Genomic DNA, 22,895 nt, shown 5'->3' with positions numbered 1-22,895 from the left:
ATTTTATTTCATAAAAAAATAAGCCCTTGGTTATCTGCCAAGGGCTTCAGAGATCTTATTATTTTAATAGGCCCTTTCGTTAAATTCCTTCTTGGCCTGTTTTTGATCAAATGTTTCTTCTGCTGTAATAATCCTTTGCGGAATTTCGATTCCATTTTTTAAGTCTTTAACTGCTTTCATGAGCTGTGGGCCAAGAAGTGGATTACATTCAACAGTAAAATTCATTTTGGCTAATCTGAGCGAGTTAAAAGCCTTTATCGTAGCATCAATTGAAATAATTTTAATATCAACACCAGGCTTCAATCCATAATCCTCTACGGCTTGAATCGCTCCTAGTGCCATATCATCATTATGGGCATAGACAACGTCTATTTTTGAACCATAGGTTTTTAGTGCCTCCTTCATTAGTTTCTTGCCTTTACCAACCGTAAAATCCCCGGAATAAGATTTTAATAGTTGAAATTTGGGGTTCTGTTGGATAATCTCATTGAATCCTTGTTTACGGTCGACTGCTGGCGCAGAATTTGCCGTCCCTTCGATTTCAATAATATGAACAGCCTTATTAGTAGACTCTGATTCAGAAACAAGCCATTTTCCGGCCCTTCTTCCTTCCTCCACAAAGTCAGAACCAATAAAAGATGTCCATAGGGTCTGATCATCGACATTTATTTCTCTATCTGAAAGAATGACTGGGATGCCTGCATTTTTTGCTTCCTTCAGGACCTCCTCCCATCCATCTTCTGTCTTAGGTGAAAAGGCAATCACATCTACATCTTGTTTAATAAAATCGCGGATAATTTCAATTTGTTTTTGTTGATTATAATCCGCATTCTTAAGTATTAGCTCGATGCCTGCTTCCTTTGCCGCTGAAATAATAGAATCGGTGTTGGCCAGCCTCCATTCGCTTTCTGAGCCAACTTGAGCAAAACCTAGCTTTAAACGCTTGTGCTTGTTTTGAATGATTGAGATGGATTCACTTTCTCTATCTTTTAAATAGAAATCAACATTGCTTAAAGTGACTTCGTGATCACGTAATATAATTTTCTTAGGCAGTCCCGGAACCTTATGTAAAATATCCATAGCATACTGTACGGCCGTAGTTCCGCCTGTTGGAGTAATATACGTTGCATCAATAAGCCCTTTTTTGACAAGCTGGAGCCCGCCGTTCTCTTCATTCAGTCCATCACTGCCGATAATTTTGACACCCTCGAGCCTAGATTGTTTAAGTGCATTATAGGCACCTAATGCCATTGCGTCGTTATGAGCATAAATCAAATTAGGCCTCTCTCCTGATTTGAGGATAGTTTTAAGATCGTCCTCGGCTTTATCCTTCAACCAATTCCCGTTAATTGACCGGATGATGGTATGATTCGATTCCTTCTGAATGGTTTCATGAAAACCTTTACTTCGCTCCTCTGCTTGAAGTGACTCCTCATTGCCCTTGACCTCGATAATCTGGCCACTTTTATTCCCTAATAAATTTATTGCTTCTTTTGCCGCCATTTTCCCATTTAATTGATTATCAGAGCCAATATAAAGTGTATAGTCATATCCCTTTACCCCTCTTCCTAGAACAATGACCGGAATCTTTTTATAAACTTCAGTAATCACCGGGGTTAATTTAACAGCATTATCTACTGAAACGATTAAAAGGTCTATGCCATAACTCATAAGTGTATGGATGTCTTGAACTTGCTGCTCATCATTTTGTGCGGCATCTGTGAAGAGAACTCTTGTATCTTTATGATGGGAGATTTCATTTTTAATTTCCTGATTCATTTGGATCTGCCAAGGCCCGTTTAAATTAGGATGAGAAACCCCTATCAGATATTTAACCTGTCCTCGGGAATTGGCTGTTTGGCTTTTGGTAAATTCACCAAAGCCGCCAAAAATAAAGAGACCAACCGCTGTTCCCAGGATTGTAAGTTTAATTAATACCTTCCTTAGCCTCACTTTCTATTTCCACTCCTATAGGAACTAGGCGAAATTCCCACCACTTTTTTAAAGGCATTACAGAAATAGTGCTGAGTGCTATAGCCTACCCTTTCTGATATCTCATAAACTTTCAAATAGGGGTCATTCATCAGTAAAAGAGATTTTTCAATTCTAACCTTTGTTAAGTACTGAATAAAGGATGCGCCTAATTCATTTTTGAACTGCTTGCTTAGATAGGATGGGCTGACTTGGACACTGCTTGCCACTTCGTTTAGGGTAATGAATGGATCAAAATATCGCTGATCAATATAATTCTTAGCCAAAACAACGATTGGTGACACATTCGAATGAGCGTTTAATTGATGAATCAAATCTTGATAAATGTTCGGTATTTCTCCAGTCATGTGAGCAATTTTTTCAGCATAAACAACCGTCTTTCCGAGGAAGGATTCTGCTTTTTCCTTAATTAACTGGTTGATGGACGTTAGTTCCTCAGCCCGTTCGATAGGAAATATGATGACGACATGACCATGGTTATCTTCAAAACATTCAGCTGCAGGAATATCATGTAAAAGATCGTTGATTATGTTTCTAAGTGAAAACGCTAACAAATTTTCACTCCAAAATTCTTCCGCTGTATGTAAATCGATATTCAACAGCTTAATGACTGAAACACCAATTGTTCCTTCAAGGTTTATGTTATATAGATGTAATTCTTCTGTAAGCTCTTCCTTTGCTATTAATCCACTTACCCATTTTTGCAGAAAGTCTACTTTTAAGATCTCTCGAGTACCTTCAAATTGCCTATCCCGTTTTTGCGAATGGTTTTTACTTTTTAATTCCTTAGCTGCTCGTTCAATCACATTTTCTAATTCCTTCACATTTACCGGTTTCAGCAAATAATCAAAAACCCTTAACCTTACTGCTTGTTGGGCATAAGAAAACTCGTCATGTCCCGTAATCAAGATAAAGAGCGAATCAGGTAAAATCGTTTCCAATTGTTTAATTAAATCTAACCCATTAAGGAACGGCATACAAATATCTAGAAATAATAAATCCGGCTTTAGTTCCTTGGCCATTTCCAAGGCTAATTCTCCATCTTCAGCCTCTCCCACTACTTCAATAGAGAACTTCTCCCAATCAACAGCTGCTTTTAATCCCCTTCTAATAATCACTTCATCATCTGCAATTAAAAGTTTCAACAAAGAATATCCCTCCAAATGAGAAAATGCTAGAATAACAGGTTATGGTTCGACAGGAAGTCTTATTTTTACCCTCGTCCATTCTGTATATTGGCTTTCAATCGAGATTCCATAATCAGATCCATAAACCAGTTTGATCCGGTCATTTACATTAAAAAGACCGTATCCCTGCTCCCTAGGCTCCATATGATTCTTGTTATCTAAATCCATATTCAACTCGATCAGTTTCTCTTCGAGCAGTCCTATTCCTGTATCCTGTACAGTAAGGAGAAGGTTATTGGCTTCTAGTTTGACATCAATCGTAATTTTCCCCTTCCCCCTTTTATTGCGAATCCCATGATAGATAGCATTCTCCACTAAAGGTTGGAGAAGTAGTTTGAGGATCTTAAAGTTTCTGACATTATCATCCATAATAATTTCGTATTCAAGCTTTGATTCGTACCTGGTCATTTGAATAATTAAATAACTTTCGACATGCTTGATTTCCTCAGCTATTGTTATAAATTCATTCCCTTTATTTAACCCTATCCTGAATAATGTTGTAAGGGCATTGACCATTTCTACTATTCTATTCGCTTTATATTCATAAGCCATCCACTGAATAGTATCTAACGTGTTATAAAGAAAGTGAGGCTTAATTTGAGCCTGCAAAATTTTCAATTCTGCTTCTCGCTTATTTTTCTGTTCCGTATAAACAAGCTGGATGAGTCTGCTTATTTCTTGAATCATCCGGTTGTAGCTGCTCCCCAGCTGACCAATTTCATCATTGTACTTTGAGTGAAAGGCCAAATCAAACCTTCCTTCTTCTACATTTTTCATCAATGCTTTTAGTTTATTGACTGGATTGATAATCGAACTAGTAAAAAACCACGACGCGATCGAAGATAAAAGTAAGGTGATGACTCCAATGATATACGTGTAAAACTGTACTCTTGAAACAACTTCTGTTGTCTCATCCAATGAGAATACACCAACTACCTTCCACTGAATGGAGGGGTATGTGTTGTAAATAATTTGATATTTATTATGATTAATAACTTTCTCAAGCGAATGCGTATGAATTTTAGTAAGCCAGTCGGGATTAATTCGGTAAACAATAGAATTAACGGGGGAATACACTACATTACCCTCTTTATTCAAAATAAAGATGAAACCGCTTTTTCCTAATCTGATCGATTGGATGACCTTTTTAATAAAATCCAGTTTTAGATCTATTAAAATGACACCGCTTACTTGATTGGATTTTGGATCTTTAATGGCCTTCACAACGGATAATAGATTATTCACTTGAATATTCGATGATTCTTTAATATTTCTTCCAACCGGATTACTAATTAATTGGAGCTTGTCAGGGGAGTTAATCGCCTGTTTATACCAATATTCTTTCGTTAACGTATCCCTTGAAATGGGGAAAGTCTCATTGCTGGCATATTGACCGCTTTGATTCACAATGAGGAGACCAGCCATTTCACTATGGCGATCTTTATAAACTTTTAATTTTTGATTCACTTTTTCTTTCAGCTCAGCCGAGGGATTTTCCTGATTCATATATTCCTGGATCGTTTCATCCATTGATAAGTAATGGATCATATCATCCTTTACGTTCAGATCGTTTTCAATTTGATTCCAAACCTGCTCCATCATTTGAACTGTATAGGAAGTGGCTTCATCTTGCAGAGATTTTTTATAAATACTGCTCCCTAGCAGCGTTAAGGTCATTACACAAAGAATAATAATAACAAAAAAGTAAAATAGCAGCTTGAAGCGGATGCTTTTATTATTAAAATAAGAAAAAAGCTTCATATAAACGTTTATCTCCCGCATAGTATAAATCTATTATTATTTTAAGAATTCAGAAAAACAAGGGCCTTTCAGTCCAAAAATTGGGAAATAATTGGTCACATAGCAAAATCGGAACTGCTTAAATAGCAATTCCGATCATGTTATGTTCATTCCTTAATACGAGATATTTCTCTATTAATATTTTCTTGAAGGTAATGCCTGTTCGGCCGCTTCCTTACCAACAAATACTGATTCTTCCGTTTTAATCCATCTAGGAATTTCTTTCCCAGCTTTCAAATCCTTCACAGCCTGTGCAAGCTGCGGCCCTAGTAATGGATTACATTCAACAATAATATTTGTTTTCCCCTGGACGGCTGCTTCAAACGCATCTTTCACACCATCAATAGAAACTACCTTAATGTCTTCTCCTGGTTTTAAACCATACTCTTCAATTGCTTGAATCGCACCAATTGCCATATCATCGTTATGAGCATAAACAGCATCAATGTTCTTCCCATCCGATTTTAAAAACGCTTCCATAACTTCTTTCCCTTTAGTCCTCGTAAAATCACCTGACTGTGACTTGATAATTTTGAAATTTGGATTATCCTTTAGGATGTTGGCAAAGCCGGTTTTACGGTCATTTGCGGCACTTGCTCCTACAGTTCCTTGAAGTTCTACAATATTTGCCTGCTTATCTGCACCAATTAAATTGATCAATTCTTTAGCTGCATTTTCCCCTTCAAGAATAAAATCAGATCCAATGAAGCTTGTGTATAGCGATTCATCTTTCACTTTAATGCCGCGATCAAGAAGAATGACTGGAATGTTCGCATCCTTAGCTTTTTTTAAGATACTTTCCCAACCTGTTTCCACAACAGGCGCTAAAGCAATGACATCTACTTTTTGTGCAATAAAGTTTCTAATCGCCTTAATTTGGTTTTCTTGTTTCTGCTGTGCGTCAGAAAACTTTAATTCAAAGTCAGGGCTGTTACCAAGTGTTTCTTTAATCGACTTCGTTTCTGCCGTTCTCCAGCCGCTCTCGGCACCAATTTGGGAGAATCCTACTACAATCTTGTCACTTTTGTTCCCGCCGCCTGATTCTTCCGTTTTTCCGTTCGTATTACTGGAACATGCAGCTAATAAAAATAAGGACATTAGAAAAACTAGCAAACTTATTGATGCTCTTTTAAACTTAACCATACCTTCATTCCTCCTTTTTGAACTATCTTAAAAGTACAAAAAAGCAGGACAAAAGTATTTACAAAAAAACAGCACTTATTTGCAATTTTTTGAACCTTCTTATAAATGTTTATGTTATGGATGATTCTCATTTTATAAGTGATGCAAAGAACCCAGTTAAAATAACTGGGTTCCTTGCATAATATTGATCAGACTGATATGACTATTAGCGCTCTTCCATTTGGAACGGCCTAACCACAATGTAATCCAGTTCATAAAATCCTTGATCTTTCATGAACGTGATTGTATTCATGCCTTTATTCAAAGGAACCTCAATTTTAGTTGCCATGAAGCGCCCCCATCCCTGTGTAGATTGATATTTTAGGGAATGCACTTTGCCATTGACAATCATTTTGCCGGTTGCTGGACTTAGGCCATTTGCAAACCAAATATCAATATTATAGGTGCCTGCTTCAGGAACAAAGACTTGGTTGAACTTTACATAACTGTCAGCAAAATCAATCCCGCCAACATAGCTGCTTCCGGATGCATTCGATTCATTATTTCTTACTGCCGCAGAGAACAGTTCAGCTTGTTCCGCTTCATATTTTGCTGCACCAGTATCAGACAATTTCTCGGTCACCTCAGGGAAATAGGTGATACGTAAGTTCTGTGCTCCATAAGGAACCAGAGTAATATTTTCAGTCTTCTCCGTCGAAACAATAGGACCAACTGGCGGCTCGGCAGCTTCCACATTGTTAGATCTTTTACCCCAGGTTGGAATTTTTTTCGCTTTGGCGATCAGTTTCACTGGTGTAGTTGCTTGCAAAAACGGGTTATCAGGCATTGGCCCGGTAATAACATCAATGGATTTCTCTGGATGTTTCCGATCAATAAGCAACCCGTAATTCCATGGATTATCCGCTTTCACACTGTACTCGTTGAAACCGAGAGCTGAAGCATTGAATCCTGGTGATCCCGCAATCGGTTTCGCTTTTATCTGCCAATTCTCATTCATCTGCAAGGAATATACAAGCGGACCACGTTCAATTCCAATTGAATTATTAATCCATGTTGTCGTTTTCAGTTTCATCGGGACTTGAAGAAGAACTTTGTCTCCGTTCTTCCAATTTCTTTTGATACTTACATATTCTCCTGCCTTCACAGCTTGCACAGGCTCTCCATTCACCATTACGGTCGGATCGACTGACCATGCTGGAATACGAAGTTTAAGTGGGAACTCTACATTTTTTGAAGTGGTAATATCAAAATTTATTTGATCTTCAAACGGATAATTTGTCGTTTCCTTAATTGTAACATCTGCCTTTTTAACTTTTGTGGATACCTGGCTTGGTCCATAGGCTATGACCCCTAGTCCTCCATCGGCCGATGCTGCCCACATATTTTTCACAAAGTACGGCCAGCCCATATGCATATTAAAACGGCAGCAAGGAAAACCAGAAATTGGAGAAGGCATCATTCCATTGGAATAATTTTGCTTAAAGCCATGATCTGCATAGTTACTCTCCACTTGATTAGGTAAAGAATAATATTGATGGTTCTTGATTTCCTTATCCATGGCCCCAGGAAGCGAATTGAAGGCAATTTTCTCTAAGTCATCTCCAATATGCGGATCGCCAAGAATCATCGCCGCTTCCTCATTACTTTGCATCCGCTCGGTAATGGCACAAAGCTCAACTCCTTGCGTGGATGAAAGGCCAGCAAGCATTTCTGTCCCTGAAGGCATACCGGTAATTTGGGTATGATTGGATAAATTGTTTACTCCTGCCTCAAATGCATCCCGATCGTTTAAAGATTTTGACCGCTGGTAGTATATCGCGGGCATTTTAATGGCTTCATTTACATTGACCGAATGGGTTGGTTGGAAATCATCTCCAAAATCCTGGAACTTATTCTTCGAAAACAGGTCTGAAATTGGATAACCCTGTCCAGCAAGCGTATCTGCCAGATTAAGCAAGAACGGGTCTTCCGTTCGGTTGTACAGCCATAAGACCGTATCAATATTATCTCCGACCCTTATTTTCCCCCAATCCTTTAAAGGCTGGGACGGTAATTTATCAGCTTGATACTGAAAATAGTTCTTCATAAACGGAAGTACGCGTGCATCACCAGATGCTTCATAATAATCTTTCATCGCATAAAGAGCGACCATGCGCGGCCACCAATCCTCATTACTTTCCGGACCAAAAGAACCATCCTCTCGTTGACTCGTCAATATTGCATTGATCCATTTTTGTGAAGTGGCGATAAGTTCCTCATCTTTCAAGGTATAGGCAAGAGCGATTAATCCCTTTAAATAATATACCGGACGCTCCCAATCAGAATCTGCTGCTGTGCCATCGAGCCATGCTGCATTTGTTCCCAGCTCGCTGTATATATCCTCCGCATAACCAGTAGCTCCGTCACGTTGAAGCTCAAGCTGCTTGAGGAGCCAGCCTTTAGCTTCTACTGAACCTAGAGGCAATGGTGTAAACGGAGTTTCAGCGAGTGGATTTTTGTTAGCAACCGGCTCTTTGAATGTCTTGTCCGGTACCACATACGCACTTGCAATAAAATCATCAAAAAATGGTTGGGATTGATGCATTTGCAAACCAACACCACCTTTTCCGTATTGGCCTCGTTGGTCATCGGTATACTGCATGACTGGCGTGTGCATATCATTAACATAAACGTTGATATTTTTTTTGCTAGTAACCACTTTTAAATGGTAAAACTTATTCGGGTCTATTCCATCAAACACTTTTAATGATTTTAGGACCTGTTGCTTTTTATTTTTTAATTGATTAAGAGTCACTGAACCATCGCCGCTAATTCCGGCATAATAGCCACGTACATTATCCTCTTCAAAGGAACCATTCTTTACTCCGAACAGCAGACCTGCGTCCCCGGTTTCTGTATCGGCAGGAAGTTTGACATTGACTTCCAAAGTCATATCCTCCAACTGGATATCCTCAGCGACTATGTTAGATTTTTCACTCTTATTGGTCATTAGGACTCCTGACTTTAATTTCCAATCACCTTGAACGATATTCCATGAAGAGATTGACTGTTCTGGAGGATTGTCAAATTTATCATCGAACAAGATGCTGCCATCCATAGTGCTAGCCATGAAATTATCATAGGTAGGCAATGAATTGTACACTCTAACTCCGATACTTCCAGAAATATAGGTGCTGTCGTTTTGTTCGACCACCAAGGCATCATTTAAAAAGACTTGTATTTTGCTGCCCACTGCAGACACTTTCAAATGATAAGATGTATTAGGATTTATTGAAACCGCAGACCGTTTTAGTTCGGTCCAGTTGTTGTTCATACGTCCCAGAAATACAGAACCTGTTCCATTTGCCGTCAAGCCCACATAGTAGCCTTTAACATTATCAGCACCTGGAACTGCACTATTGACCCGAAACAATACCCCTGCATCCCCATTCTTATCCGCAACGCTGAGATCGGTCTCCATAGTAAAGTCTTGCACTGTGGTGTTGTTGACAATAGCTTTATACCCCGCACCCTTACTAACCGTCAGTTTGCCTGAATCAATCCCCCAAGGACCTTCAATTATTTTCCAGTTATCATTGATGATTGTTTTATCGAAATGATCCGAAAAGTAATCAGGGATTTTTTTATTCACGGCGGCTTTAGCAGGATATTGAAAAACACTCGATACAAATAAAGTCAGAATAAGAAACTGAACAATCGTTAATTTGACTTTCATCGGATTCACCACACTCATCTAATTATTTAACTTACTTTTCAACAAGGCTACTAATCTTCTCTTCTAACTCAAGGGGATCTGCCATGTGGAACGTATCAACGATGTAGCCGTCTTCGTCAATCAAGAACATAGTTGGGAGTGCATGCAGTTCGTATAGATCAGCCACGTGCTTATGCTCATCGAGCAAAACAGGGTAGTGAAGATTGTTCTTCGAAATAAATGCCTTAATATTTTCGGGCTTTTCTTCGGTTGTCACATTAATTCCGTAGAAGTCAATTTGATTTTTGAACTGTTCATAGAGTTTTCTCAGCTCTATAGCTTCAACGGAGCAGGCGTCACACCAGCTCGCCCAAAAATTCAAGACAATTGGTTTAGCGCTTTTCCCCCCTACCGTTACATAGGAATCATCAAGTGATTTCAGAGTAAATGTCGGTGCTTTCACGCTCCGTAATTGTCCCGAATCCGCCTGATTAACGATTTTTTCTAAAGCCTCAGAGTCTAAACTCTTGACCTCCTCATTATTTACTCTCTGAGCAGATGTATTGTTTACCGCTTGGAGGGTGGCGAGGGTTATGACGAATATGATGGCAGCAATTAGCCATATGTTTTTTTTCATAAAAAAACCTTCCTTTTCCTCCTCAAGAATGAATACGCTATCAATCTATTGAGAGCTTTAAATTTATCATAATTAGATTCATAGCGAATGTATTTGTAAAAAACATAGAATTTTTATGATTTTCGGCAAAAAAAAGCAGCACCTTGCCAAAGGCTGCTGCTTTAAAAATAGATTTTTATCCAAACCATTGAGGAGATCGCTACGTTTTCCTCTAAAATTCAAATAACTTACTTAAAGTCTTCCTTGATTCTTTCATTAAACTTTCCTAAACAAATACAATCCAAATCCCAACGTATCCCTGCCCCACGTTAAATAGGTGCGGCGCCAGGCACGGATTCGCTCCAGCATTGCATCATGGTCTGGGTCTTCCGGATTTTCCAGACAATAATTCTCAACCGACATGGAATAGAGCCATTCATAATCATCCCACTCATCATCGCTGGCCACATACGACCATAACGGAATTAATCCTAATTCCTCACCAGCTTTCACATTCTCTGCATGGCTCCTGAGCTCAGACTCATCCGCCCCCCCAAGTGCCGCCAAATACTCTGCACTCGGAGTCTGCTTCCAGTAGCCTTCTCCTATTAAAATGAACCCATTTTTCCGTACGAGACCCTTCATAGCCTCCAAAGTAGACTCCAGCCCGCCTAAAGCATGTGTCGATCCGATACAAATTCCTAAATCATAGCTCCCGGCTTCACATTTTTCGACTGCAGCACCAGCATCATCCACAATAAACTCAATGCTTCCATCAGGAATTCTCGTACTTGCACGCCTTTTTGCTTCCTCAATGGCCCTATCGTACAACTCTACAGCTGTAGCAGATACCTGGTAGTTTTCCACCAGCCGAATCAACAGCTCACAGCGGCCAGCACCAATATCAATTACCTTATCCTGCGGTTTAAGTGCGGCCCTATCAATCATTTTCATAATCTTTCCTTCACTCATCGGGTTGTAAAAAGCATGATCCCGATGGGCTATCGCTGAAAATTTATTCCTGTCCAATTTCCTAACCCCCTTTTTTCAATAATTCTATTTTAATACTACATCTCCCATATTATAAGCCAGCTTTTTCCTTCTTTTTAAAATATGTGTTATGATTTTCCATAACAACATAGAGAAAGGATGAAATAAGTTGTCATTTGAAAGTGTAAAAGCTCATTTTAAACAATGGAATCGTGAACAAGATATGATGGAGTTTGAAACCTCAAGTGCTACTGTAGAACTGGCAGCTGAAGCAATTGGTGTGATTCCTGCCCGAATTGCGAAAACTTTGTCCTTTCGAGGAGAAGACGATCAAGCCATTTTGGTCGTGGCGGCCGGAGATGCCAAAATCGATAACAAGAAATTTCGCCAAACCTTCGGCTTCAAAGCGCGCATGCTTACTCCCGATGAGGTCCTCGAACAAACCGGACATGCTATCGGCGGTGTTTGTCCATTTGGCTTAAAAAATGAGCTCGATGTTTACTTAGATGTCTCTATGAAAAGGTTTGAAACCCTATTCCCAGCTTGCGGGAGCTCCAACTCTGCAATCGAGTTGACGAATGATGAAATGTTTCAATATTCATTTGCTAAGGATTGGGTTGATGTTTGCAAGGGATGGGAAGATGAAGAATTGAAGGAAAAAGTTACTTTAAATCATGAGGCTTAGCTGAAAAAACAAGCAGTTATTCGATGAAACAACTGCTTGTTTTTTTATATATTACAATTCCTTTTGATCTACATTTAATTCGATTAAATTTCCATCAGGGTCTGCGCAGAAGATTTGTGCGAATCCACTTATGCTATTGGGCTTTTCTAGAATCTCAATCTCATTTTTCCTCAGCCAATTTCGCGTTTCATGATAGTTCTCCACCCTTAGCGCGAAGTGTCCTTCTCTGCTTGATAGGCTTTTATCGTGTCGTATCGTCTGTGAGGACGGATCCACGATTAGGTGAAGCTGCTTCCCCTCTATATCATACCAAGCACCTGGAAAATCAAAAGCAGGGCGCTCGATTTCTTTCAAACATAGAATCTTACCGTAAAAAGCTTTTGCTCGTTCTAAATCTGTCACCGAAAGACTGACGTGATGAAGGCATTTATACCTGATCAAGAAACCAACTCCTATAAGATTATTAAGGTTATTTTATCATTTTCTGGCCTATGATGAACATCCTCCGCCGCAGCTTGAACAACTAGAGCAGCTTGAACCGCCGTGATCCCCGCCGCCCTGGTGGCTTCCACCGCTGTCACCTGGACCGTCCGAAGAGGAACCAGTTCCACAAAACACGGCGATCGTGCATCCGCTCGTGGAAATTGCCGCATTCGCATAGACATAAACTTTCGCATATTTCCAATAATCATCAAAATAATAATAGGAGAAAAAGACCATCATAAGGGACAATGAGGTCATTTCCCCAAATGTCCGCTGCCTTGTAAATGCCCCTTTCTTATCTACCTGATATATTTTTTCAGCTTCATTCAATTGCTTCTGCATTTGAGCAATCAAATAATCAACCAAATCTTTATTATCTTCATTTATATTAAAATATTTTTCTCGAAGCCATAGATTACTACTTTGTCTAAAATCCTTTAAAATCCCGGTGTCCATCGGATGTTTGAAAAAACTCCCCCACGATTTCCAGCTATATTCCGTAATTTGAAACAACTGTGAGAAGACCCAATCAAAAAAGGCACGTTCCTGTGGAGCAGGTTTGGGGCTAGTGTTAGGCGTATGGTGAAGCATTTTCCCCATAAATTTCTCTGAAAAAGATTGATATTTTTGTGTAAAAAGCAGCATAGCATGCCAGATTTCATCGACTTCTTCACTAAACATAGGCGTTTGTTTTAAGAGATTCGTCAGTACAAAATACCGTTTTAGCTCGAACAGCCGCCATTCAAATTCATCTTCAGTTCGTTTCGGATTTTCCTGAAGGAAGCGCTGCTTAACTTGCTGGATATAATCATCATCTATAGCGGCATTTAATTTTTCAAGCAACGGCTGAATGGTTACATGATCAAGGGCACCAAGACGGGCAGGGATATTTTCTTTTGCTAATTTTGGCCTGCCTTTCAGGACCATCGTAATAATTCCTGCGGTTACCAAGAAACCTGCTGCTAAAATTCCTAATACCAAATTACCACTCCCCCTTGATCCTTATTTTAGATGATGAGATAAAATATGTAAAAATAATAAAAAATTATGGTAAATTTAGATTACTAGACTACTAGAGGTGAACGATTGTGCTGGAAAATTTCCCTGTTTTTATGTCCTCCTTTAAACAAGAGAGAATAATAAGAGTCTATCTGCCGGAAAGCTATAACGATTATGAACGACGCTATCCTGTATTATATATGCACGATGGGCAAAATGTTTTTGAAGACGAAGGGGCTATTCGAGGGATATCGTTAGGAATGAAGGCCTACTTGGATCAAACTAGTCTTGACATTATTGTCGTTGCGATTGACTTGAACCCTGAGGGCGAGGAGCGGGTAAACGAATATTGCCCATGGGTGAACGGTGAAATCAGTAAGAAAGTTTTAGGTTACGCCAGCCCTTCAGGCGGGAGCGGCGCAAAATATCTGGACTTCATCGTCCATGAATTGAAACCGCTCATCGATAAGAAATACAGAACGGTTACGGACCATACTTCGATGGCAGGCATTTCGCTAGGCGGTCATATTTCAACATATGCTGCCTGCAAATATCCTCATATTTTTAAAAGAATTGCTGCTATTTCCCCAGGTTTTTACCGTAACCAGGAAGAAATCGAGAAACTATTAAAGCACTCCGACCTTAATGCCATCGAGAAATTTTACATGGACTTTGGCACAAAGGAAGTCGGTGAGGACGAAGAAATGAACCAATTGTTCTTGGGTCTTACTAACGGTGTATATGAAATTTTGAAGGAAAAAGTGGAGAACCTTCACTTTGAACTTATAGAAGGCGCAGAACACCGCTATGAATTTTTTAGAAAGAGAATCCCATCAATGCTTTCCTATCTATATTCAGACCTCAACAAAACAGGTATGGCGGATTAATCGCCATACCTGTTTATTTAAAATGGTTTTAAAATCATCAGGATAATGATAATAATAAAAATTACATTTGCCACGTTTTCAGTTCGGAATAGGGCTTTGGATAAGCGCCAATATTCCTCAGGGATTTCATCACCCTTATGGGATTCTAACAGGGCTTTTACCGGTTTGGACCTCGGTGATAGCAGGAGCGGACCAGACGCAAGAGCTACCAAAAATAGAATAAGACTTATGACATACCAACCCATCCGAAACAGGCTTGGATTAAGAAAGCCCATGATTAGACCTGTCACAAGTAAAAGCGTACCGCCGATCATCACATAAATATGTAACTTGTGACGGATTCTATAGGAATGCCGTAATTCGGTCATGGTATTTCCAGATTTGACAACTGTCGTTAAAATAAAACCGGGCCCCATCCCGATGATAGCTGAAAAAATATGAATAAAAACAATGACTTTGTAGAATGTAATCATTTTTAAGACGACCTCCAATCTCTACAAAGACATTTTAACACATAATATCTCTTCTCATGAATCGACTTTGTTACATATTCATGATTTATAAATGCAAAACCATATGCTCATCTGCATAATACACACCATTTATTTTCACGGCCTTTTCCTCGTATCCATACTCTTTAAATCCAAGTTTTGTATAGAGCTTTTTGGCCTTTTCATTACTGGCAATAACAGATAAGTTTATTTTTTCAATGGCTTCGACCAATTTTGCTTTCTTTATTGCCTCGGTCATCAGTGCCTCGCCGACGCCCGTGCCGCGTTTTGAAGGTGTTACATACATAGCATAGATATTGGCCCGGTGCTTGATTTTTTCCGCCTGTTCTTGCAGTAATGTGACAACTCCAATCAGCTCCCCATTTTTAAACGCTCCAAATGTATAGTTTCCTGGTGCGCTGAAATTCCGGGCTGTCTGCTCAATCGGATTTTCTCTTTTTATCGCATCTTCATAGCTTGTTAAAAAGGCCTCTGGATTTTGTTTTAACGCTTCTAATCTTAGATCCCAATACTTTTCGGCATCAGTTGCGGCTAATTGTCTTATTTCCATGTGGGTTCCCCCTTTGTGTTAAACAATCTTTCCACTTCTATTTTTAATTCCTCTAACAAGGTAAAGGTGGATTGGATGCCTAGGCTTTCTACGATTTTCGTATAATACCACTTTTGCTGATCCTTCCCGGCATTAAATCTCTCCCATACTTCTTCGCCTACTTGTTCATAATCGTTTAAAATGGAACGGATATTGTGGAGTTTATCGGCACAGGCTACTGCACGGATACTTTTCGGAAGCGGTCTTTAAAAATTCTATCGTATGCTCCTTCCTAGCTTTCCAAGGCAGTGATTTATCTGGTTCGGAGCAGCCTGCCACAACTTCAGCAATTTTTGCCCCAAACTCCCGCTCGATGTCTTCTAATGTTAGTTCCGTATCTTCCACTGTATCATGCAGGATCGCCGCTGCGACAACGTCTTCACTGTACCCCGCCTTCAATACCAGCATCCCGACTGAAGCAGGGTGAGCGATATAAGGAATATCGGTATTTTTCCTGAATTGGTTTTGGTGTGCTTTACTAGCAACTTGAAGCGCTTTATCAATTACGTCCATTTGAATGACCTCCCTTACTGATATTTTACATCGCAAAGTGGAGAAATGGAAAAAACAAGCAGAACGCTGCTTGTTTTTAAATAGAAAAATCCTCCGGTATAAAAACCTTCAACTGTTTTGGTTTTACGTACACTTCTTCCCCCGTTTTTAGATTGAGGCTTCGAAAGTGTTCTTTTGTTAATTCCGCTTCTAAAAAATCACCATTATCATTTCGGATAAGTTCAAGCTGAACCACTGCTCCAACCAAATGGATATAGCTGATTTTTGCAGCAACTGAATCAAGGCTTTGTTCCCGTTCAATGCTGATATCATAGGGCCGGACATAGCCAACTGCATCCGTATTCATCGATTCCGCAAATTCAGGCGGTACGTCAACCTGAAAATTCCCATGGTGCAGTTTCCCATTATGCAAACGTCCCTTAAATAAATTGACATTACCTAAGAAGTGATAAACAAATGGACTATTTGGATTTTCATAGACTTCTTCAGGCGTGCCAATCTGCTCAATTTTCCCTTCATTCATAACGACAATCCGGTCCGCAACATCAAGTGCCTCTTCTTGATCATGCGTCACAAAAATACTAGTAATCTGGTAATCATCATGCAGCTTTCGAAGCCATCTGCGAAGATCTTTCCGAACCTTCGCATCCAGGGCACCAAAAGGTTCATCTAATAGAAGGACCTTAGGTTCAACAGCTAAGGCTCTTGCAAGAGCGACCCGCTGCCGCTGCCCTCCAGACAAATTTGATGGATAGCGGTCGGCATAAGCCTCGAGCTTTACTAGTCTCAGTAATTCATAGACCTTGTCTTTTATTTCTTGTTTGGAAGGTCTTATTTTTCTAGGGCGCACCTTTAACCCATAGGCAATATTATCAAAAACGGTCATATGGCGGAACAAGGCATAATGCTGGAAAACAAAGCCGACTTTACGCTCCTTCGTATGGATGTGGGTCATATCTTCATCCCCGAAAAGAATGCTTCCCTTATTTGCCGCTTCTAATCCAGCAATAATCCTTAGCAAGGAAGTTTTTCCCGATCCTGACGGGCCAAGAAGAGCAACGAGTTCTCCCGTTTGAATATCAATATTTATTTTTTCAAGGGCTGTAAAGGTGCCGAATGATTTTGAGATATTTTGAATTTGGATGCTCATTTTAGGAAGCTCCTTTCGCTTTCCATTCAATTACATTTTTTATGATCAAGGTAAAGATAGCGAATAACGACATTAACGATGCGACTGCGAAAGCTGCGGAAAATTGATATTCATTGTATAAAATTTCAATATGAAGCGGCATCGTATTGGTCATTCCGCGAATATGGCCTGAAACGACCGAAACGGCACCGAACTCTCCTATTGCTCGGGCTGTGCTCAAAATAATGCCATATAAAAGACCCCATTTGATATTCGGTAATGTCACGAGCCAAAACGTCTTCCAGCCGCTGGCACCTAATGTCATGGAAGCTTCCTCATCAGTGGTTCCTTGCGTTTGCATCAATGGTATCAGTTCCCTGGCGACAAAAGGCAGTGTCACCAATAGAGTCGCAAGTACAATCCCCGGTACGGCAAAAATGATTTTGATATTATGCTCCAGCAGCCACTGTCCAAACAGACCGTGAGCACTGAATAATAAAACAAATACCAGACCAGCGATGACGGGGGAGATGGCAAACGGCAGGTCTATAATTGTAATGAGAAGACTTTTGCCTTTGAACTGGAATTTGGTCACGACCCAGGCAGCCGTAACACCAAAGATGGCATTCAATGGAACGGTAATGATGGCTATTGTAGCAGTTAGCTTAATAGCCGCTAAGGCGTCAGGGTCGCTTATCGCATTTCCAAAAACCGCTATACCCTTTTCGAAGGCTTTTATAAAAATCGCTGCAAGCGGCAGCAGTAAAAACAAACATATAAATGCTAAGGCGATTGCGATTAGGAACCAGCGCACCCAGCGAGGTTCTGAATCTTGGATTTTGGTTTGGTTTTGTTGTGGAGCGGTTGAATATTGTAAAGAAACATGTCCGGCCATGGTAACCCTCCTTGCTAAATTTTTTTCTTTATTGTTTGCTATACGTTACCTTTTTCTTTGTTTTTAACCTTTTTTGTCACGTAGACCATTTCTACGTTACCTTTTCCTTGTTTGTAACTTTTTTTGGTCACGTAGACCCTTCCTACGTTACCCTTTTCCTTGTTTCTAACTCTTTTCGGTCATGTAGAATTCTTTCTTACCGAATTTCGCTAAATAAACTTCCGATTCGTCCACCACTGCAATAAATTAATAACAAATAACAATATAAAAGAAAAAATAAGCATAACGGCGGCGATAGCCGTAGCTCCCGCGTAATCATATTGTTCCAGCTTCGTCATGATTAACAGCGGGGTAATTTCTGTGCGCATTGGCATATTCCCAGCAATAAAAACTACAGAACCGTACTCGCCCAAGGCACGGGCAAATGCTAAAGCGAATCCTGTTAGTGCCGCCGGCAGCAGCTCTGGAAAGAGTACTTTCACAAACGTTTGCAAACGGTTCGCTCCTAAACTTGCGGAGGCCTCTTCAATTTCTTTGTCCAAGTTTTGCAAAACAGGCTGTACGGTTCGAACAACAAAGGGTAACCCTATAAAAGTTAAGGCAATGGTGATTCCTAGTGGTGTGAACGCCACTTTAAATCCTAAAAATTGCCCAATCCAGCCATTTTCGGTGTACAACGTCGTTAAGGCAATACCAGCGATCGCCGTCGGCAAGGCGAAGGGCAAATCCACCAGCCCATCAATGATTTCCCCCCCCGGAAAGCGATAGCGAACCAACACCCAGGCGATTAACACACCGAATACAACATTGATGACCGCTGCCAGTAAGGATGCACCAATACTGAGCTGATAGGAAGCCACGACCCTTGGTTCCGATATTGTCTGCCAAATTTTTGACCACGGGGCAGCAGCAGAATTAATAAATATCATCGATAATGGCAAAATGACAAGAAAACTAATGTAAAACATCGTAAATCCCAGAGAAAGACCAAATCCGGGAAGGACATGATTCCTTTTTAAAGAACGAAACATGAGGTTGACCCCTTCCGCATTAAACTTCTTGGGTAAATGAACCAATTCATTTACCCTTTAAGCACTTTTTTCCGTTTTTGGGGAAATGAAACACATTTTCATTTCCCTTATTAACTCTTTTTTTCCCGTTTGGGAAAATAAAGCGCCTCTTCATTTACCTTACTAGCTCCTTTTTTCCAGTTTGGGGCAATGAAGCGCCTCTTCATTTACCCTGCTAACTCCTTTTTTCCTGTTGAGGGAAATGAAATGCCTCTTCATTTACCTTATTAGCTCTTTTCTTCCCGTTTGGGGCAATGAAACACATTTTCATTGCCCCAAACAGGAAAATCTTTCTATAAACTCTTTTATTCAGTCCCAAAATTATTTCGGTTGATAAATTTGATCAAACGTTCCGCCATCATTAAAGTGCTTTTCCTGTGCTTTTTTCCAGCCGCCAAAATAGTCATCAATTGTTACAAGATTGATTTTTGGAAAAACATCCGCATACTTGGCGAGAATATCCTGATTACGCGGGCGATAATAATTTTTGGCTACAATCTCCTGCCCCTTATCAGTGTATAAGAATTTCAAATAAGCCTCTGCCGCTTCTCTTGTTCCCTTTTTATCTACCACTTTATCGACCACGGCAACAGGCGGTTCTGCAAGTATGCTTAGGGAAGGAACCACTATCTCAAACTTGTCCTTGCCTAACTCATTTAGTGTCAAGAAGGCCTCATTCTCCCAAGCTATTAAAACATCCCCAATACCGCGCTCAACAAATGTCGTCGTTGCCCCGCGTGCCCCGGAATCCAGCACTTCCACATTTTTATATAATTGGCTCATGAAGTTTTTGGTCTTTGCTTCATCTCCGCCGAATTTTTCCTGTGCAAATGCCCAGGCCGCTAAATAATTCCATCTCGCCCCACCTGAAGTCTTCGGGTTCGGTGTAATAACGGAAACTCCTTTTTTCGTTAGATCATCCCAATCCTTAATCCCCTTTGGATTTCCTTTTCTAACAAGAAAAACAATCGTAGACGTGTAAGGTGTAGAATTATCGTCCAGCTTCTTTTGCCAATCCTTCGATAATAAGCCGGCTGTATTAGCAATTTCATCGATATCATAAGCTAAGGCTAGCGTGACAACATCGGCTTCAAGGCCGTCGATGACTGCGCGCCCCTGTTTGCCTGAACCGCCATGGGACTGTTGAATCGTCACTTGCTGGCCGGTTTTCTTTTCCCATTCCTTCGCGAATTCCGCATTAACCTCTTCGTAAAGCTCTCGAGTTGGGTCATAGGAAACATTTAATAATTGAATTGGCGCTTTCTTTTTAGCCGCATCCTCCGTTTTCTTGGCAGGCTGACTACCCGCCTCATTGCTGCTGCATCCCGCAAGAACAAGAGCAAAAAGCATGAGAAAGAATGATAATTTGTAAGCAATTTTTCGACTTAATAACATTGTTAATCCCCCTTTTTTCTAATAAAAAAGGCTGCCTACTTTAGCTCAATGCATAAAAAAAGATTGCCTATTACCAGGCAGAAAACTCTCTTAGCATTGTCTAAAAATAAGCAGCCTTCAGTACGACTGATCGGCAACTTTCTTTGTAAAAATACGGTTTACATAGTGTGGTCACTTTTGGTTCTTTACACCCGCACTTTTAGAGGCAAAGCGCGTTTTTTCTGTCTTATCTATTTGTGTGATATTACCGTCATGGACGGTTATGATGACAGAACCATACTCCATATTTTTTAAAGTTGATAAAATAAAATTGGCTTTCGCTTGATCCACAATTGCCATTTAATCATCCTCCCCTTAAACTACATATTTCATATAAGTTTACTTGGTTTTAACAAAATAAAAATCCCTTTTAACTAACAACAATGTGGACTCCCCTTAATAATCGGGTAAATCATGATCAGCCACTCTCCCTTCTGAACAAAAAAAGGCCTACACCCAGCAAGTGAGTATAAGCCTTTGGTTATCCAATCAGCTTAATATTAAATTATCTTGCAAACTTTTAAATTATTACCATTTTATTCTGACTTTTCCGACCTGTCAAGTGTGTTTTCGAAAATTCTCTTATTCTTTAAAAGCTAACCGAAATGCCTTTACGACGATCCCATCATCAGCAGGCACAAAGTCCAATTGGGGCACACGTTGAAAGCCAAGGCGCTCATACAATCTCATCGCATCATCCATAAATTCTCCCGTATGAAGTCCGATTGCTTTATGTCCCTTTGCCTTCGACCGACCAATGCATTCATGAATCAAAGCTGTTGCTATCCCTTTGCCTCTTGCCTGAGGGTTAACCGCAAGCATACGGATTTCGGGATAATCCAGTTTTTCCACATATCCATCATAGGCATCCGTTTTGGCCGGAAACAAAACGACACTCCCCAGTATGGATCCATCTGAAACTGCCACAATCCGCTCAACATCTGGGTTAGTATCATTTTCTGATAAAATGCCCCGCTTCAATGCCTGCCAATGCCCATCAGGAATTTTTTTTGCATGTTCTTCGTAGGATATAACCCGCTGCTCCCGAATATACGGCATTTCCTCATCTTTAGCATCACGTATGATCATTTTTATGCCCGCCCCTCAATGGATTAAAAATTTTTCCGTTTTATTACTTAATACTTCACGGTTATGCTGCGAATGCAAACCTGACAAGTCCGGACCCTTCGGCAATATATGAAAGCTTTTTTGATCATCGCTAGCAATATGGTTGGATAAATGATAATGCACTTTAATAGCATGAAAATCTGTCGTATTCCCAAATCCAGGTGTTTGATAGAGATCACGCAAATAGCCCCATAGATTGGTAAAATCAACAATCCGATTCCGGTTTGTCTTGAAAGCCGAGTAATAGGCGGCATCGAAACGGACTAATGTGGCATATAGCCGAACATCTGAATCGGTAATATAATCACCAAATAAGAAGCGGCGAGTGGATAGACGTTCTTCCAATTCATCTAATCTCGCAAATAGAGTGTCATACGCCGCTTCATAGGCTTCTTGCGACTGGGCAAAGCCGCATTTATACACACCGTTGTTGACCTCATGGAAAATGATATCATTTAAAGCATCGATCTCCCCGCGCAAGTGTTCTGGATACAAATCAGGAGCATTTTCTTTATGTAATGGGGCCCATACGGTTTCCAGGTAATTGGTTAGTTTAAAATAATCATTGTTTACTACTTTTTGTTCCTTCACATCCACCATCACAGGTACTGTTGGGCGTCCAGAGTAATCAGGAGCTGTTTTTTGATAAATTTCACTCATGTATCGGATTCCAAGTAATGGATCTACTCCGCCCTTATCAAGTGAAAATTCCCAGTCTACATGAGGAACCTTCGGACGCATTGGACTGGCGGTTCCTAAACTGATGGCCTCTTCTAGGCCAAGGATGCTGCGAACGATTACCGAACGGTGCGCCCATGGACAGACAGCAGACCATAAAAGCCGATATCTTCCCGCCTCAATCGGAAGCTCTCCTTCTTTATTTCCGAACGGTGTCGTAAATCTATTTTTCTGGCGATTAAATGAACCATCCGAGTTGATTTCTTTTATTCCTTTTGACATAAGAAAAACACCTTCTTTAGCGATTTTATCCATTTTAGTATGATTAATTTTTATTCGTCAATAAATATCACTGACTATATGTAATATTCAGTTAAATATCCATTAATGATTTCTTCTTGGTGTAAAAATTGAAAAATTAATCCAATTTACTTAATTACTATTAATCTAAAAGTAGTTAAACTGTAAAAA

21 protein-coding genes are annotated in these 22,895 nt (G+C 40.0%); 2 read left to right on the top strand and 19 right to left on the bottom strand.

Annotation, left to right across the window (positions count from 1 at the left end; translation table 11 throughout):
• Positions 1–63: 63 nt before the first annotated feature.
• The 7 genes from V7161_RS14765 to V7161_RS14735 all read right to left on the bottom strand — a co-directional run bounded on the left by V7161_RS14765 (position 64) and on the right by V7161_RS14735 (position 11,461).
• Positions 64–1,953: a substrate-binding domain-containing protein gene (locus V7161_RS14765; RefSeq protein ID WP_335713754.1), complete on the bottom strand. Its 1,890-nt coding sequence runs from the start codon at positions 1,951–1,953 to the stop codon at positions 64–66.
• Positions 1,950–3,140: a response regulator transcription factor gene (locus V7161_RS14760; protein ID WP_335713753.1), complete on the bottom strand. Its 1,191-nt coding sequence runs from the start codon at positions 3,138–3,140 to the stop codon at positions 1,950–1,952. Before V7161_RS14760 ends, V7161_RS14765 begins: the two co-directional genes overlap by 4 nt.
• Before the next feature lie 39 nt (positions 3,141–3,179).
• Entirely contained in the window at positions 3,180–4,940 is a 1,761-nt protein-coding gene (locus tag V7161_RS14755; protein ID WP_335713752.1) for a sensor histidine kinase, read from the bottom strand.
• A 174-nt stretch (positions 4,941–5,114) separates the two neighbouring features.
• Positions 5,115–6,122: an ABC transporter substrate-binding protein gene (locus V7161_RS14750; protein ID WP_335713751.1), complete on the bottom strand. Its 1,008-nt coding sequence runs from the start codon at positions 6,120–6,122 to the stop codon at positions 5,115–5,117.
• A gap of 205 nt (positions 6,123–6,327) precedes the next feature.
• Positions 6,328–9,837 (bottom strand): family 16 glycoside hydrolase, encoded by a 3,510-nt coding sequence (locus tag V7161_RS14745; RefSeq protein ID WP_335713750.1) that lies wholly within the window; start codon positions 9,835–9,837, stop codon positions 6,328–6,330.
• 31 nt (positions 9,838–9,868) lie between these two features.
• Positions 9,869–10,453, bottom strand: a complete 585-nt coding sequence (locus V7161_RS14740; RefSeq protein WP_335713749.1) for a TlpA family protein disulfide reductase — start codon at positions 10,451–10,453, stop codon at positions 9,869–9,871.
• Positions 10,454–10,708: 255 nt separating this feature from the next.
• On the bottom strand, positions 10,709–11,461 hold the full coding sequence (locus V7161_RS14735; RefSeq protein WP_335713748.1) for an SAM-dependent methyltransferase: 753 nt from the start codon (positions 11,459–11,461) through the stop codon (positions 10,709–10,711).
• A gap of 130 nt (positions 11,462–11,591) precedes the next feature.
• Between V7161_RS14735 and V7161_RS14730 the strand changes: the two genes are divergently transcribed.
• Positions 11,592–12,107: a YbaK/EbsC family protein gene (locus tag V7161_RS14730; protein WP_335713747.1), complete on the top strand. Its 516-nt coding sequence runs from the start codon at positions 11,592–11,594 to the stop codon at positions 12,105–12,107.
• A gap of 51 nt (positions 12,108–12,158) precedes the next feature.
• On the opposite strand, the gene V7161_RS14725 is transcribed toward V7161_RS14730, so the two are convergent.
• Positions 12,159–12,548 carry a VOC family protein gene (locus tag V7161_RS14725; protein ID WP_335713746.1) on the bottom strand — a complete coding sequence of 130 codons (390 nt, stop codon included), beginning with the start codon at positions 12,546–12,548 and terminating at the stop codon, positions 12,159–12,161.
• 48 nt (positions 12,549–12,596) lie between these two features.
• The gene (locus V7161_RS14720) at positions 12,597–13,571 is read right to left on the bottom strand and encodes a hypothetical protein (RefSeq protein ID WP_335713745.1); all 975 of its coding nucleotides are present in this window, start codon (positions 13,569–13,571) and stop codon (positions 12,597–12,599) included.
• A 107-nt stretch (positions 13,572–13,678) separates the two neighbouring features.
• Here V7161_RS14720 and V7161_RS14715 point away from each other — a divergent pair, with 107 nt between their 5' ends.
• Positions 13,679–14,476, top strand: coding sequence for an alpha/beta hydrolase (locus tag V7161_RS14715; protein ID WP_335713744.1), 798 nt, complete (start codon positions 13,679–13,681; stop codon positions 14,474–14,476).
• Between the two features lie 17 nt (positions 14,477–14,493).
• On the opposite strand, the gene V7161_RS14710 is transcribed toward V7161_RS14715, so the two are convergent.
• The 10 genes from V7161_RS14710 to V7161_RS14665 form a co-directional block, all read right to left on the bottom strand.
• The gene (locus V7161_RS14710) at positions 14,494–14,949 is read right to left on the bottom strand and encodes a DUF2269 family protein (protein WP_335713743.1); all 456 of its coding nucleotides are present in this window, start codon (positions 14,947–14,949) and stop codon (positions 14,494–14,496) included.
• A gap of 85 nt (positions 14,950–15,034) precedes the next feature.
• Positions 15,035–15,538: a GNAT family N-acetyltransferase gene (locus V7161_RS14705; RefSeq protein ID WP_335713742.1), complete on the bottom strand. Its 504-nt coding sequence runs from the start codon at positions 15,536–15,538 to the stop codon at positions 15,035–15,037.
• 201 nt (positions 15,539–15,739) lie between these two features.
• Positions 15,740–16,090, bottom strand: coding sequence for an HD domain-containing protein (locus tag V7161_RS14700; protein WP_335713741.1), 351 nt, complete (start codon positions 16,088–16,090; stop codon positions 15,740–15,742).
• Between the two features lie 76 nt (positions 16,091–16,166).
• Positions 16,167–17,240: a sulfate/molybdate ABC transporter ATP-binding protein gene (locus V7161_RS14695; protein WP_335713740.1), complete on the bottom strand. Its 1,074-nt coding sequence runs from the start codon at positions 17,238–17,240 to the stop codon at positions 16,167–16,169.
• Between the two features lies 1 nt (position 17,241).
• Positions 17,242–18,114 carry a sulfate ABC transporter permease subunit CysW gene (gene cysW, locus V7161_RS14690; protein WP_335713739.1) on the bottom strand — a complete coding sequence of 291 codons (873 nt, stop codon included), beginning with the start codon at positions 18,112–18,114 and terminating at the stop codon, positions 17,242–17,244.
• Positions 18,115–18,323: 209 nt separating this feature from the next.
• Entirely contained in the window at positions 18,324–19,145 is an 822-nt protein-coding gene (cysT, locus tag V7161_RS14685) for a sulfate ABC transporter permease subunit CysT (RefSeq protein WP_335713738.1), read from the bottom strand.
• 360 nt (positions 19,146–19,505) lie between these two features.
• Positions 19,506–20,579, bottom strand: coding sequence for a sulfate ABC transporter substrate-binding protein (locus V7161_RS14680; protein ID WP_335713737.1), 1,074 nt, complete (start codon positions 20,577–20,579; stop codon positions 19,506–19,508).
• A 171-nt stretch (positions 20,580–20,750) separates the two neighbouring features.
• Complete coding sequence (locus tag V7161_RS14675; protein WP_289987812.1) at positions 20,751–20,918, bottom strand: YezD family protein; 168 nt, start codon at positions 20,916–20,918, stop codon at positions 20,751–20,753.
• Between the two features lie 282 nt (positions 20,919–21,200).
• Complete coding sequence (locus V7161_RS14670; RefSeq protein ID WP_335713736.1) at positions 21,201–21,707, bottom strand: GNAT family N-acetyltransferase; 507 nt, start codon at positions 21,705–21,707, stop codon at positions 21,201–21,203.
• A gap of 15 nt (positions 21,708–21,722) precedes the next feature.
• Positions 21,723–22,706 carry a glutathione S-transferase family protein gene (locus V7161_RS14665; protein WP_335713735.1) on the bottom strand — a complete coding sequence of 328 codons (984 nt, stop codon included), beginning with the start codon at positions 22,704–22,706 and terminating at the stop codon, positions 21,723–21,725.
• Positions 22,707–22,895: the final 189 nt, after the last annotated feature.

Source organism: Neobacillus drentensis (genome assembly GCF_036965425.1).
GTDB classification, from domain to species: domain Bacteria; phylum Bacillota; class Bacilli; order Bacillales; family Cytobacillaceae; genus Neobacillus; species Neobacillus drentensis_F.
This window is presented reverse-complemented; position numbering and strand designations above follow the sequence as displayed.

Bases quoted from the DNA above. Each gene is read 5' to 3' on its own strand.
- V7161_RS14755 (WP_335713752.1), bottom strand. From the start codon at position 4,940: ATGAAGCTTTTTTCTTATTTTAATAATAAAAGCATCCGCTTCAAGCTG.
- V7161_RS14750 (WP_335713751.1), bottom strand. From the start codon at position 6,122: ATGGTTAAGTTTAAAAGAGCATCAATAAGTTTGCTAGTTTTTCTAATG.
- V7161_RS14745 (WP_335713750.1), bottom strand. From the start codon at position 9,837: ATGAAAGTCAAATTAACGATTGTTCAGTTTCTTATTCTGACTTTATTT.
- V7161_RS14740 (WP_335713749.1), bottom strand. From the start codon at position 10,453: ATGAAAAAAAACATATGGCTAATTGCTGCCATCATATTCGTCATAACC.
- V7161_RS14710 (WP_335713743.1), bottom strand. From the start codon at position 14,949: ATGATTACATTCTACAAAGTCATTGTTTTTATTCATATTTTTTCAGCT.
- V7161_RS14705 (WP_335713742.1), bottom strand. From the start codon at position 15,538: ATGGAAATAAGACAATTAGCCGCAACTGATGCCGAAAAGTATTGGGAT.
- V7161_RS14700 (WP_335713741.1), bottom strand. From the start codon at position 16,090: ATGGACGTAATTGATAAAGCGCTTCAAGTTGCTAGTAAAGCACACCAA.
- V7161_RS14695 (WP_335713740.1), bottom strand. From the start codon at position 17,240: ATGAGCATCCAAATTCAAAATATCTCAAAATCATTCGGCACCTTTACA.
- cysW (WP_335713739.1), bottom strand. From the start codon at position 18,114: ATGGCCGGACATGTTTCTTTACAATATTCAACCGCTCCACAACAAAAC.
- cysT (WP_335713738.1), bottom strand. From the start codon at position 19,145: ATGTTTCGTTCTTTAAAAAGGAATCATGTCCTTCCCGGATTTGGTCTT.
- V7161_RS14680 (WP_335713737.1), bottom strand. From the start codon at position 20,579: ATGTTATTAAGTCGAAAAATTGCTTACAAATTATCATTCTTTCTCATG.
- V7161_RS14675 (WP_289987812.1), bottom strand. From the start codon at position 20,918: ATGGCAATTGTGGATCAAGCGAAAGCCAATTTTATTTTATCAACTTTA.
- V7161_RS14670 (WP_335713736.1), bottom strand. From the start codon at position 21,707: ATGATCATACGTGATGCTAAAGATGAGGAAATGCCGTATATTCGGGAG.
- V7161_RS14665 (WP_335713735.1), bottom strand. From the start codon at position 22,706: ATGTCAAAAGGAATAAAAGAAATCAACTCGGATGGTTCATTTAATCGC.